We start from the raw sequence: 12,586 nt of genomic DNA, 5'->3' as shown, positions 1-12,586 counted from the left end.
CCATCATACCCTCCCCAGGGCAAAGCCCTTGGCGATGTAGTTGCGCACAAACCAGATGACGAGCGCGCCGGGAATCAGCGTCAGCACGCCGGCTGCGGCGAGCAGCCCCCAATCCATGCCGGCGGCCGAAACGGTGCGGGTCATGGTCGCGGCGATCGGCTTGGCGTCCGTGGTCGTCAGCGTGCGGGCGATCAGCAGCTCGACCCACGAGAACATGAAGCAGAAGAAGCACGCCACGCCGATGCCGCTCGCAATCAGCGGCATGAAGATCTTGATGAAGAAGCGCGGGAACGAATAGCCGTCGATATAGGCGGTCTCATCGATCTCCTTCGGCACCCCCGACATGAAGCCTTCGAGGATCCACACCGCCAGCGGCACGTTGAACAGGCAATGCGCCAGAGCCACGGCGATATGGGTGTCGATAAGGCCGAAGGCCGAATAAAGCTGGAAGAATGGCAGCGCGAACACCGCCGGCGGCGCCATGCGGTTGGTCAGCAGCCAGAAGAACAGATGCTTGTCGCCGAGGAAGCGATAGCGCGAAAAAGCATAGGCAGCAGGCAGTGCTGCGGCCACCGAAATCACCATGTTCATAACCACATAGGTGATCGAGTTGATGTAGCCCGAATACCAGGACGCGTCGGTGAAGATGGTGCGGTAATTCGCCAATGTCGGTGCGTGCGGGTAGAGCGTCAGCGACGAGACGATCTCGCCATTGGTCTTGAAGCTCATATTGATGAGCCAGTAGATCGGCAAAAGCAGAACGATGATGTAGAGCGTCGGCACGATCCACCACCAACGCGACTCCTCGCCGCGACGGCGCATCAGCCGTGCGATCTCGTCCTGCCGCAGCGTGCTGGCTAATCCTTGCGAAGCTGTCGTCTCGCTCACTCTGTCGGCTCTTTCGTCAGCGCGGCTCATCTCAGCGCTCCGCGTCGTAATTGGTCATCACGGTGTAGAACACCCATGACAACAACAGGACGATAAGGAAGTAGACCAGCGACATCGCCGCCGCCGGGCCGAGGTCGAACTGGCCGAGCGCCGTCTTGACGAGATCGATCGAAAGAAAGGTCGTCGAGTTGCCGGGTCCGCCGCCGGTCACCACGAACGGTTCGGTGTAGATCATGAAGCTATCCATAAAGCGCAGCAGCACGGCGATCAGCAGCACGCGGTTCATCTTCGGCAGCTGGATGTAACGGAACACCGCCCAGCGCGAGGCACCGTCGATCTTGGCCGCCTGATAAAAGGCATCCGGGATCGAGACCAGGCCGGCATAGCAGAGCAGAACGACGAGGCTGGTCCAATGCCAGACGTCCATGATGATGACCGTGACCCAGGCGTCATAGGGATCTTGCACATAGTTGTAGTCGATGCCGAGCGCGTTGACGTAATAGCCGAGCAGGCCAATGTCGTTGCGCCCGAACACCTGCCAGATGGTGCCGACGACGTTCCACGGGATCAGCAGCGGCAACGCCATCAAAACAAGGCAAACAGGCACGCCCCAACCCTTCTTCGGCATATTGAGCGCAATGAAGATGCCGAGCGGCACTTCGATCGCCAGGATGATGAAGGAGAAGACAAGGTTGCGGATCATCGCCTGCCAGAAGCGGCTGGAGGAAAGCAGTTCCTCGAACCACTCGGTGCCGGCCCAGAAGAAGACGTTGTTGCCGAAAGTGTCCTGCACCGAATAATTGACAACCGTCATCAGCGGTATGACCGCCGAGAACGCCACCAGCAGCAGCACCGGCAGCACCAGGAACCAGGCTCTGTTGTTCCAGGTCTTTTCCACTTCAGGCTCCCATCTCGACGCGCCAGGAATCGGCATAGATGTTGATGCCGGCCGGGTCGAACCGCACCTTCGGATCAGCCGGAACTGTCTCGTCCTCGCCGATGATGGCGGCGATCTCGCGCCCTTCGAGATTGGCACGGACCACCTTGTGGCGGCCGACGTCCTCGACCTTGCTGACCCGGACGGCCATGCCCTGGCTGCCCAGGCGCACATATTCGGGACGGATGCCGAGCTCGATGGCGCTGCCGCCCGCCTTGGGCACGCCCGGCAGTTCGATCTGCTGCGAGCCCAGCTTCGCGGTCTTGCCGTCGATCGCCACCGGCATGACATTCATGCCGGGCGAGCCGATGAAATAGCCGACAAAGGTATGGCGCGGGCGCTCGAACAGCTCCGCCGGTGTGCCGATCTGCACGATTTCGCCGTCATACATGACGACCACCCTGTCGGCGAAGGTCAACGCCTCAGTCTGGTCGTGCGTGACATAGACCATGGTGTAGCCGAAGCGGCGGTGAAGCTGCTTCAACTGCGAGCGCAGCACCCATTTCATATGCGGGTCGATGACGGTCAAAGGCTCGTCGAACAGGATGGCATTGACGTCGGAGCGCACCAGCCCGCGTCCGAGCGAGATTTTCTGCTTCTGATCGGCGGTCAGTCCGCGCGCCTTTCGTTTGGCCATATCGGCCAGCCCGGTCATCTCCAGCGTCTCGCGCACCTTGCGGTCGACGTCGGCCTCCGGCACGCCGCGATTGCGCAGCGGGAACGCCAGATTGTCGTAGACGGTCATCGTGTCGTAGATCACCGGGAACTGGAAGACCTGGGCAATGTTGCGCTCTTGGGTCGACAGATTGGTCACGTCCCTGCCGTTGAACAGCAACTGGCCGTGCGAGGGATGCAGCAATCCCGAAATGATGTTGAGCAGCGTAGTCTTGCCGCAGCCGGACGGGCCTAGCAGCGCATAGGCGCCGCCATCCTCGAACGTGTGGTGCACTTCCTTCAGCGCGAAATCGGCATCCGTGCGGGGGTTCTGCAGATAAGAGTGGCGGATATGATTGACATCGATGCGCGCCATCGCTTCCTCCTAAGCCGCCAGCTTCGGCGCGGCCACGGCGCGGCCGTGCTCGTCGAAGACCATGATGTGGCGCGGGTCGATGAACACCTCGACCTCCTCGTCCGGCTCGAAGTCGCGAATGCCGTGGGTCAGCATGACCCAGCGCGCATCGGCAAAATCGAGATGGATGAAGCTTTCCGATCCCGTGATCTCGGTGATCGTCACCTTTGCGCGCACCGGCACCGCGGCGGCGTCGGGCCGATCGAGGGAAAGATGATGAGGCTGGAAGCCGATCGTATAGATCGCATCGGCAATGCCGAAGAGTTCGGCCGGCACCGGCAATTTCACGCCGCCCTCGAGCAGGAAATCCAGGCCCTTCTTGGCAAGCACGATGGTGTTGAGCGGCGGATCGGCGAAGGTTCTCGCCGTCACCAGATCGACCGGCTTGCGGAACACTTCGATGGTCGGCCCGAACTGGGTGATGCTGCCTTCGGAAAGCGTCGCCGTGTTGCCGCCGAGCAGCAAGGCCTCGTGCGGCTCGGTCGTGGCATAAACGAAGATTGTGCCGGCGGCCGCGAATATCTTCGGCAGTTCCGCGCGTAATTCTTCGCGCAGCTTGTAGTCTAGGTTGGCGAGCGGCTCGTCGAGCAGCACGAGGCTGGCATTCTTGACGATGGCGCGGGCCAGCGCGGTGCGCTGCTGCTGGCCGCCCGACAGACTGAGAGGCGTGCGATCGAGATAGGGCGTGAGTTTGAGAAGGGCGGCGGCATTGCGCACCTCCCTGTCGATCGTTGCCTGATCCGTGCCGGCCACCCGCAGCGGTGAGGCGATGTTTTCGTAGACCGTCATCGCCGGATAGTTGATGAATTGCTGGTAGACCATGGCGACGTTGCGCTTTTGCACAGGCATGCCGGTGACATCCTTGCCATCGAACCAGACCGAGCCGGAGGTCGGCACGTCGAGGCCCGCCATCAGCCGCATCAGGCTGGTCTTGCCGGAGAGCGTCGGCCCGAGCAGGACGTTGAGCGAGCCGTGCTGAAGCGTCAGCGAGACGTCGCGGATATGTTCCGCCGCACCCACCGTCTTCGTCACGTTTCTCAGTTCAAGCATGATGCCTCCTCCCAGGCTTTCTGCATTAGTCGGCCGTCCCTATTCGGCAGCCGCTACGTGCTGCCGGCTTATTCCGCGCATGAACTCGTCGAGCACTGCCGCCTGCTCACGGCTGAGACGCAGGCCGCGCTTGGTCCGGCGCCACAATACATCCTCGGCGGTCATCGCCCATTCGTTTTCGACGAGGTAGCGCACCTCGGCTTCGTAGAGATCGGCGCCGAAGTTGCGGCCAAGATCGACGTTCGACTTGGCGAGGCCCAGCAGCTTCCTTGCGCGGGTGCCGTAGAGCCGAGTCAACCGGCGGGCCAGCCGCGCGTCGAGGAACGGGTACGCCGTTTTCAGTTTCGCCACCTCGGCATCGAAGCCGGTGACGGGAAAGTCACCGCCGGGCAGCGGCGCGTTTGCCGTCCATGGTTTGCCGCGCTTGCCGAGAAAACCCTCGATCTTCTCGAGCATCGATTCCGACAATCGGCGGTAGGTCGTGATCTTGCCGCCAAAGGCGTTGACGATCGGGGCGGCACCCTCGCCTCCATCGGCCTTCAGCACATAGTCGCGGGTGGCTTCCTGCGCCTTTGAGGCGCCATCGTCGTAGAGCGGGCGCACCGCGGAATAGGTCCAGACGATATCCGACGGCTTGACCGGCTGCGCGAAATATTCGCTTGCCGCAGCGCAGAGATAGTCGATCTCGGCATCACTGATCCTGACGTCGTGCGGATCGCCGGGATAGTCCCGGTCGGTGGTGCCGATGAGCGTGAACTCGTCTTCGTATGGGATGGCGAAAATGATGCGCCCGTCCTTGTTCTGAAAGAAATAGGCGCGTGGGTCGTCGAATTTCTTGCCAACGACGATGTGGCTGCCTTGCACGAGGCGGACATTGTGCACGTCGTTCAAGCCGACGGTGGCTGAAAGCACCTGATCGACCCACGGGCCGGCGGCATTGACCAGCAGCCGCGCCTTGACCTCCTCGGTATCGCCGGTCCGCACGTTTTCAAGCCTGACCGTCCAGAGATTGCCTTCGCGGCGTGCGCTGACGACCCTTGTTCGGGTTCGAACGGTTGCACCGCGCTCGGCAGCGTCACGGGCGTTCAACACAACCAGCCGGGCATCGTTGACCCAACCGTCGGAATATTCGAACGCCTTTCGAAAAAGCGGCTTCAGCGGCTTGCCGGCCGGATCCTTGGCCATGTCCAGCGTTTTCGTCGGCGGCAGCAATTTGCGCCCGCCAATATGGTCGTAGAGAAAAAGCCCGAGCCGGATCAGCCAGGCCGGACGCAGCCCCTTGGCGTATGGCAGCACGAAGCGCATCGGCCAGATGATATGCGGCGCGTTCCTCCACAGGATCTCGCGTTCCATCAGCGCTTCGCGCACCAGGCGGAATTCGTAGAATTCGAGATAGCGCAAGCCGCCATGGATCAGTTTGGTCGAGCCGGAAGAGGTTCCGCTGGCCAGATCGTTCATCTCGGCAAGGAAGACCGAAAAGCCACGCCCAACGGCATCGCGGGCAATGCCGCAGCCATTGATGCCGCCACCGATGACGAAAATGTCATGGATCGGTGATGCGCCCAAAGAAGTCCTCCCTCGATTTCGCATTGCAGCATTTTTGAGTTTTGCGAAACCGTGGCAGGATTATTTCGAAATGATAACGAATGTCAAACGAAATATGATCGGCGGCAGATGCCGCAGCGGCATCTCTAGGAGAGCGACGTTTCGATCAGCTGAACCTCTGCCTCCTGGCAGATCTTGCGCACCGACGGGATGTCGCAACGATCGGTGATGAAGGTGTTGACCTGCGACAGATGGCCGATGCGGACGGGCGCGGTGCGCTCGAATTTGGTCTGGTCCGACACCAGGATCACATGCCGCGCGTTGGCGATGATCGCCTGAGCCACCTTCACCTCGCGAAAATCGAAGTCGAGCAGTGCGCCGTCATGGTCGATGGCCGAGGCGCCGATCACCGCAAAATCGACTTTGAACTGCCTGATGAAATCGACCGCTGCCTCGCCGACCACGCCGCCGTCGGAACCGCGCACGACACCGCCGGCGATCACCACCTCGATCGAAGGATATATGCGCATTCTGTTGGCAACATTGATGTTATTGGTGATGACCATCAGGCCAATATGATCGAGCAGCGACTTGCTGACCGCTTCCGTCGTGGTCCCGATATTGATGAACAGAGAGGCGTTGTCAGGGATCAGCCGGGCTGCCGCGCGGCCGATCGCCTCCTTCTCCTCGGCGGCGATCTTGCGTCGGGCCTCATATTCCATGTTCTCGATGCCGGACGGGAACAATGCCCCGCCATGAATGCGGGACAAAAGCCGCTGGTCGCAGAGATCGTTGAGATCCTTGCGGATCGTCTGCGGCGTCACGTTGAAATGCGTCGCCAACTCCTCGACCAGTACGCGGCCATGATCTTTGGCCATCTGGATGATTTCGGAATGACGCGGCGACAGATACATCTAGCAACCTCTCATTTTCGTTTTTCTCGTCTATAGCTGAAAACGAAAGCCATGAACAGGTATGAGCCGGCTAATGAAAATCGGGCGACTGCAGAGAGAAAAGCTCCGGCGCAATCTCGACGAGGCTATCAACTCAGGCCCCGCGCGATCTCAGTGATGACCTCGAAAGCAGTATCGACGTCCGCCGCAGTCGTTTCGAACTGCCCGACCTGAAAGCGGATCGCCACCTGCCCGTCCACCCGAGTCTGCGTCAGGTAGATGCGGCCGTCATCGTTGATCGCGCTGACCAACCGCAAATTGTGCTTGTCAGAGTCGATGCCCGCAGCCGTAAGATGCCGGAACGAGAGCAGCGACAGCATCGGCTCCGTTACGATCTCGAAATCCGGTTCCCGAGCCAGCCGCGCGGCAAGGCTCTCGCTCCAGGCGACATGATTGCGGATCATGGTTCGCAGATTTTCCAAGCCATGTGCACGCAGCAGGAACCAAAGTTTCAGCGCGCGGAACCTCCGTCCGAGCGGCACCGACCATTCGGAATAATTGATGACCCCGTCGCGGCCATGTGTTCTCAAGAATTCGGGCTTGATCGCCAGCGTACGCACGAGGTCTTCCGGCTGGCGAACGAACTGCATCGAGCAATCGAACTGTGCGCCCAGCCATTTGTGCGGATTGAAGACGATCGAATCCGCATGTTCGGCGCCGGCCCAGAAATGCCGGAACTCGGGGCAGATCATGGCGGAGCCGGCCCATGCGGCATCGACATGCAGGTAGAGCCCGTGCCGCTTCGCCACCGCGCCAACAGCCGCGACATCGTCGGTGCCGCCGGTACTGGTGCCGCCGACGCTGGCGATGATGCCGGCCGGCAGCATGCCGTTTTCGCGGTCGGTGACGATCGCCGCTTCCAGAGCCGCCGTCTGCATGGCGCGAAAGCGTCCGGCGACCGGAATGCGCACGAGGTTCGCCTCGCCGATGCCCGACACCCAGATCGCCCGGTCTATGGAAGTATGGACTTGGTCGGAAGAATAGACCCGCACGATCGGCTGGCCTTGCAGGCCGCTCTTGTTGCCTTGCCAGTCGAGCGCGCGCTCGCGCATGGTCAGCACGGCGGCAAGCGTCGCCGATGAAGCCGAATCCTGCATGACGCCGGAAAATCCCTCCGGCAGACCAAGCGCCTGCCGCATCCAGTCGACGACCCGCATCTCGAGCTCGGTTGCGGCCGGCGAGGTCTGCCAGAGCATGCATTGCGCAGCCATCGCGGAAACCAGATACTCGGCCACGACGGAGGCCGGGGCCGCATTGGCCGGAAAATAGGCGAAGAAACGCGGATGCTGCCAGTGCGTCATGCCCGGCAGGATCTTTTGCTCGAAATCGGCGAAGATTGCCTGCATCGTTTCGCCGTCTTCCGGCGGCGCGACATCGATGCTTTTGAAGATTTCGCCCGGCTCGACAAGCGGCCGCACCGGTCTTTCGCGAAGGCTGTTTCTGTAGTCGGCGCCCCATTCAGCCGCTCGCAGCGACCATTCGCGGAATTCGTTGCTATTCATCTTCGCCTCCGTAGCGCCTCAGCGAGCCGCGATCAAAGAGCACGAAAAACGAAGGTTTTCATTCGGGAAAATCAGGCAAGCTCGCAAAGGCGGTCTTCAGCGCGTTCGACCAGCTATCCGAGATCGTGCGATAATATTGATCGTCATGGTTTATTCGCTTTTTGAGGCCGACCTTGAAAGTGTCCTTTTCATAGAACAGCAGGTCGAGCGGCAGGCCGACCGACAGGTTCGACTTCAGCGTCGAATCGAACGACACCAGCAACAGCTTTACCGTCTCGGCGAAACTCATCGTCTTTTCGTAGGCCCGGATGATGATCGGCTTGCCGTATTTGGTCTCACCGATCTGGAAGAACGGCGTATCGTCGGTCGATTCGATGAAATTGCCTTCCGGATAGATCATGAACAGGCGCGGCGCGCTGCCCTTGATCTGACCGCCGAGGATGAAGGAGGCGTTGAAATAGGAATCCGCCTTTTCGCCGGCCGGCGACGAACTGGCGATGACCTCCTTGACGGTGTCTCCGACCAACCGGACTGTCTGGTACATGGAGGGCGTTTCGAGCAGCGTGGCATGGCGCTCCGCCACTGCCTTGGTGCGTTCGTCGAGCAGGCTGACTACGGCCTGGGTTGTCGCCAGATTGCCGGCCGACATCAAAACGATGACGCGCTCGCCCGGCTCCTCCCAGACATGCATCTTCCTGAAGGTCGAGATCGAATCCATGCCGGCATTGGTGCGCGTGTCCGACATGAACACGAGCCCGCGATCGATCTTCAGGCCGACGCAATAGGTCATCGAATCTCTTTGGCAACAATCTTGCCGGGATTACTGCTCCACGGTGACGGTGACCGCAAGCTGTTCTTCCGCCTGTCCCAGCCGAATTCCCGATACCGGCGTGGCGTCGCGATAATCGCGGCCGATCGCCACCTTTACATAGCGCTCGTCGGGAGAAATGCCGTTGGCGACATCGAAGGAGACCCAGCCCAGGCCCGAGACATGCGCCTCGGCCCAAGCGTGGCTTGCCGCCTGCTCGATCGCTGCATCCATCATCAGATAGCCGCTGACGTAGCGCGCCGGGAAATCCATGGCGCGAGCCGCGGCAACGAAGATATGGCTGTGGTCCTGGCAAACGCCGGTCTTGAGCGCAAGGGCCTCTTCGGCCGGCGTCGTCGCGTTGGTGGTGCCGGGTGTATAAGCGACACGCTCGCCGATCACGGCCATTAGCCGGTGCAGCCTTTCGATGTCGGTGCCCTTGCCCACCGAGGCAGCAAGCTCACGAATGCCGCTGCCGATCGTCGTCAGCGGCGTTTCATGGCCGAACAGCCAGAGCGGCGCGAAACCCTGATGCGGTCCGCAGACACCGGCGGTATCGCGCGTCACCACTTCGCCAGCTGCTTCGACTGTGATGAAGTCGCGCTCGCCCTCGACGCTCAACAGCCGGGTATCATTGCCGAAATGGTCGGTGAACCGCACTTCCTCGCGCGCGCCTTCGATCTTCAGCGCCCAGGACAGCACCGTCTGGGTGCGCCCGTTCACCGGGAGCAGCCGCAAACGCTGCAACAGATAATGCACCGGCGCATCGTAGCGGTATTCGGTCCGGTGGGTGATCTTCAGCCGCATCGCTCTCGTCCCTGGAGCATGAGCCTTACCGAAAACCGGTCTTCGTTTTTTGGGATCATGCTCAATAGAACCTGTAATCCTGCGCGATCTCATCGCCGAGCCTGGTGTTGTCGCGGATGAAATTGGCCAGGAATTCGTGCAGGCCGGCGTCGAAAATATCCTTGATCGAGCCGGCCGTCAGCATGGAATGGGTCTTGGCGGCCGTCGCATGACAGGCGTGGCGCTCACCATAGTCGTCACCCAGGAATTTGAGATGCTCCGTCAGGAAGCGGTAGCAAAAGGTCAGCGAGCGCGGCATGCGGACATTGAGGATCAGATAGTCGGCGATGTTGCTCGGCTTGTAGTCGGCGTCATAGACCCAGCGGTAGGAGCGGTGCGCCGACACCGAGCGCAGGATCGATTCCCACTGGTAGTTGTCGAGCGTCGAGCCGACCCAGGAGATCGACGGCAACAGAACATAGTACTTCACGTCCAGGATGCGCGCGGTGTTGTCGGCGCGTTCGACATAGGTGCCGAGCTGCGAGAAATCGAAGATCTCGTTGCGCAGCATGGTGCCGTAGAACGAGCCGCGGATCAGCGCCGTCTCGCGCTTGATTGCGTCGAGCGCGCTGGGCAGGTCGCGCTCGTCGATCGGCTTGGCCAACATCCGTTTCAGCGACATCCAGGCTTCGTTGATGCTTTCCCAGGTTTCACGCGTCAATGCTGTGCGCACCATGCGGGCATTGTTACGGGCCGTTTCGATAGACGACATCGTGCTCGACGGGTTCGACGTATCGCGCAGCAGGTAGTCGGCGACATTGGCGGCGGTGTAGTCCGAATATTTCTGCGTGAAGCTGGCGTCCGAGCCGGCACTGAGCAGCACCGAATTCCACTCCTCCGAAGCATTCTGCGTGCGAGTGAGCGCCATGCGCAGGCCGGCATCCACCAACCGCGCCATGTTCTCCGCCCGCTCGATATAGCGGTTCATCCAATAGAGCCCGTTGGCGGTGCGGCCGAGAAGCATGTCAACGTGCCTCGATGCTGAGTGAGTAGCGAATAGCGAATAGCGAATAGGGGAAAATCGGCTTCATGATTTCTGTTGCAGACTCCTGATCATCGAACGCAGCATTCTCCCGATCTCATCGGCCTGGCCAAGCAAACGCAATACGTCCTGCTCAACCATCAGCGCTACCCTTCCAGACAAGATTAGGTGCGTTTCCAACTCTTTGAAAGAACCTTGCGCTATGCGAAGATATTGAACGAACGATCCCGTGTTTTCTCGCCCGTGCCCTTCGGCGACATTTGCCGCAATCGATACAGATGATCGCCGTATCTGAGACGTCATCCCGTAAACTTCGCTGCTCGGAAAGGCTTTCGTTGCCGAATAGCAATCTACAGCCAATTCAACGGCCGCCTTCCAAACAATCAAGTCCCTGTAAGAGTTAATAGTCGTGTTGGTGCCCCTCTTCCCTATTCGCTACTCACTATTCGCTATTCGCTACTCACTATTCACTCGCTCTAATCATCCAACACCCAAGTATCCTTCGTGCCGCCGCCTTGCGAGGAATTGACGACCAGCGAGCCTTCCTTGAGCGCTACTCGCGTCAGTCCACCGGGCACGATCTGGATACGGTCGGACACCAGCACATAGGGGCGCAGATCGACATGGCGCGGCGCCAGCCCCTTGTCCGTCAGGATCGGACAGGTCGACAGCGCCAGCGTCGGCTGGGCAATGTAGTTCGACGGTTTTGCCGCGAGCTTTTTGGAAAAATCCTCGCATTCCTTCTTGGTCGCCGCAGGTCCTACCAGCATGCCGTAACCGCCGGACCCGTGGACCTCCTTGATCACCAGTTCGTCGATGTGCTCCAGCACATATTTCAGGCTGTCCGGTTCCGAGCAGCGCCAGGTCGGGATGTTGCCGAGCATCGCCTTGCGGCCGGTGTAGAATTCGACGATTTCGGGCATGTAGGAATAGATCGCCTTGTCGTCGGCAATGCCGGTTCCGGGCGCATTGGCGATCGTGATATTGCCGGCGCGGTAGACGTCCATAATGCCCGGCACGCCAAGGGCTGAGTCCGGGCGGAAGGTCAGCGGATCGAGGAACGAGTCGTCGACGCGCCGGTAGAGCACGTCGATCTGCTTGTAGCCCTCGGTCGTGCGCATCGCGACATGGCCATCGACGACGCGCAGATCCTGCCCTTCGACGAGTTGCACCCCCATCTGGTCGGCAAGGAAAGCATGTTCGAAATAGGCCGAGTTGAAGCTGCCCGGCGTCAGCACGGCAATGGTCGGCGCGCCCTTGGTGCTTTGCGGCCGCACTGCGGCCAGCGACTGGCGCAAGAGCTGCGGATAATTCTCCACCGGCCGCACCTTGATCTGCTGGAACAACTCGGGAAAGAGCTGCATCATCGTCTCGCGGTTCTCCAGCATGTAGGAGACGCCGGACGGCGTGCGCGCATTGTCCTCCAGCACGTAGAACTCGTTCTCGCTGATGCGTACGATGTCGACGCCGATGATATGGGTATAGACGCCGGCCGGCGGCCGCACCCCGATCATTTCGGGCAGGAACGCCTCGTTCTTGGCGATCAACTCCTTCGGCACACGGCCGGCACGCAAGATTTCCTGACGATGGTAGATGTCGTCGAGAAAGGCGTTCAGCGCCTGGACGCGCTGCTCGATGCCTTGCGTCAGCCGTCGCCATTCGTTGCCGGAAATGATGCGCGGAACGATGTCGAAGGGTATCAGCCGCTCCGATGCTTCCTGCTCGCCGTAAACGGCGAATGTGATGCCGGTCTTGCGAAAGACGCGTTCGGCGTCCTGCATCTTCTCGTTAAGCCTGGCCGGGTCCTGTTCCTTCAGCCAGCGATCGTAAGCCGAATACGGTTTTCTCAGCCCGGAAACTTCCGGAAGCATTTCATCGAACGCTGCCAATCGTATACTCCCCTGTGGCGCCATTTCACTGGCCTCGCTGGAGAAAATCAAGCGCAATCGGTGATTTGGTGGGCGCCGGCGATCAGTATATCGCTCTTGCCTAAAATTAAGGCAGTG

12 protein-coding genes are annotated in these 12,586 nt (G+C 60.5%); all 12 read right to left on the bottom strand.

From position 1 onward, the window contains the following. Positions 1–3: 3 nt before the first annotated feature. The 12 genes from NKH05_RS05975 to NKH05_RS05920 all read right to left on the bottom strand — a co-directional run bounded on the left by NKH05_RS05975 (position 4) and on the right by NKH05_RS05920 (position 12,469). Complete coding sequence (locus NKH05_RS05975; RefSeq protein ID WP_023717772.1) at positions 4–918, bottom strand: carbohydrate ABC transporter permease; 915 nt, start codon at positions 916–918, stop codon at positions 4–6. 1 nt (position 919) lies between these two features. Beyond that, a complete protein-coding gene (locus NKH05_RS05970; protein ID WP_023674893.1) occupies positions 920–1,786 on the bottom strand; it encodes a carbohydrate ABC transporter permease in 867 nt (288 codons plus the stop codon). A 1-nt stretch (position 1,787) separates the two neighbouring features. Next, positions 1,788–2,855: an ABC transporter ATP-binding protein gene (locus NKH05_RS05965; RefSeq protein WP_352482267.1), complete on the bottom strand. Its 1,068-nt coding sequence runs from the start codon at positions 2,853–2,855 to the stop codon at positions 1,788–1,790. 9 nt (positions 2,856–2,864) lie between these two features. Further along, on the bottom strand, positions 2,865–3,944 hold the full coding sequence (locus NKH05_RS05960; RefSeq protein WP_352482266.1) for an ABC transporter ATP-binding protein: 1,080 nt from the start codon (positions 3,942–3,944) through the stop codon (positions 2,865–2,867). A 39-nt stretch (positions 3,945–3,983) separates the two neighbouring features. Then, entirely contained in the window at positions 3,984–5,510 is a 1,527-nt protein-coding gene (gene glpD / locus NKH05_RS05955) for a glycerol-3-phosphate dehydrogenase (RefSeq protein WP_352482265.1), read from the bottom strand. Positions 5,511–5,635: 125 nt separating this feature from the next. Next, a complete protein-coding gene (locus tag NKH05_RS05950) occupies positions 5,636–6,403 on the bottom strand; it encodes a DeoR/GlpR family DNA-binding transcription regulator (RefSeq protein WP_023717776.1) in 768 nt (255 codons plus the stop codon). Positions 6,404–6,531: 128 nt separating this feature from the next. Beyond that, the gene (locus NKH05_RS05945; RefSeq protein WP_352494585.1) at positions 6,532–7,944 is read right to left on the bottom strand and encodes a pyridoxal phosphate-dependent decarboxylase family protein; all 1,413 of its coding nucleotides are present in this window, start codon (positions 7,942–7,944) and stop codon (positions 6,532–6,534) included. A gap of 58 nt (positions 7,945–8,002) precedes the next feature. Beyond that, entirely contained in the window at positions 8,003–8,734 is a 732-nt protein-coding gene (locus NKH05_RS05940) for a proteasome-type protease (protein WP_352482263.1), read from the bottom strand. A gap of 30 nt (positions 8,735–8,764) precedes the next feature. After that, positions 8,765–9,559 carry a transglutaminase family protein gene (locus tag NKH05_RS05935; RefSeq protein ID WP_023717778.1) on the bottom strand — a complete coding sequence of 265 codons (795 nt, stop codon included), beginning with the start codon at positions 9,557–9,559 and terminating at the stop codon, positions 8,765–8,767. 61 nt (positions 9,560–9,620) lie between these two features. After that, complete coding sequence (locus tag NKH05_RS05930) at positions 9,621–10,562, bottom strand: alpha-E domain-containing protein (RefSeq protein ID WP_023717779.1); 942 nt, start codon at positions 10,560–10,562, stop codon at positions 9,621–9,623. A gap of 63 nt (positions 10,563–10,625) precedes the next feature. Continuing rightward, positions 10,626–10,940 (bottom strand): four helix bundle protein, encoded by a 315-nt coding sequence (locus NKH05_RS05925; RefSeq protein WP_031193612.1) that lies wholly within the window; start codon positions 10,938–10,940, stop codon positions 10,626–10,628. 116 nt (positions 10,941–11,056) lie between these two features. Beyond that, on the bottom strand, positions 11,057–12,469 hold the full coding sequence (locus NKH05_RS05920; protein ID WP_023717781.1) for a circularly permuted type 2 ATP-grasp protein: 1,413 nt from the start codon (positions 12,467–12,469) through the stop codon (positions 11,057–11,059). Positions 12,470–12,586: the final 117 nt, after the last annotated feature.

It is taken from the genome of Mesorhizobium sp. M1399, from assembly GCF_040317735.1.
Classification (GTDB): Bacteria; Pseudomonadota; Alphaproteobacteria; order Rhizobiales; family Rhizobiaceae; genus Mesorhizobium.
The sequence above is the reverse complement of the archived record's forward strand: the minus strand, read 5'-3'. Positions and strand labels throughout refer to the sequence as shown.

Bases quoted from the DNA above. Each gene is read 5' to 3' on its own strand.
- NKH05_RS05975 (WP_023717772.1), bottom strand. From the start codon at position 918: ATGAGCCGCGCTGACGAAAGAGCCGACAGAGTGAGCGAGACGACAGCT.
- NKH05_RS05965 (WP_352482267.1), bottom strand. From the start codon at position 2,855: ATGGCGCGCATCGATGTCAATCATATCCGCCACTCTTATCTGCAGAAC.
- NKH05_RS05960 (WP_352482266.1), bottom strand. From the start codon at position 3,944: ATGCTTGAACTGAGAAACGTGACGAAGACGGTGGGTGCGGCGGAACAT.
- NKH05_RS05950 (WP_023717776.1), bottom strand. From the start codon at position 6,403: ATGTATCTGTCGCCGCGTCATTCCGAAATCATCCAGATGGCCAAAGAT.
- NKH05_RS05945 (WP_352494585.1), bottom strand. From the start codon at position 7,944: ATGAATAGCAACGAATTCCGCGAATGGTCGCTGCGAGCGGCTGAATGG.
- NKH05_RS05940 (WP_352482263.1), bottom strand. From the start codon at position 8,734: ATGACCTATTGCGTCGGCCTGAAGATCGATCGCGGGCTCGTGTTCATG.
- NKH05_RS05935 (WP_023717778.1), bottom strand. From the start codon at position 9,559: ATGCGGCTGAAGATCACCCACCGGACCGAATACCGCTACGATGCGCCG.
- NKH05_RS05930 (WP_023717779.1), bottom strand. From the start codon at position 10,562: ATGCTTCTCGGCCGCACCGCCAACGGGCTCTATTGGATGAACCGCTAT.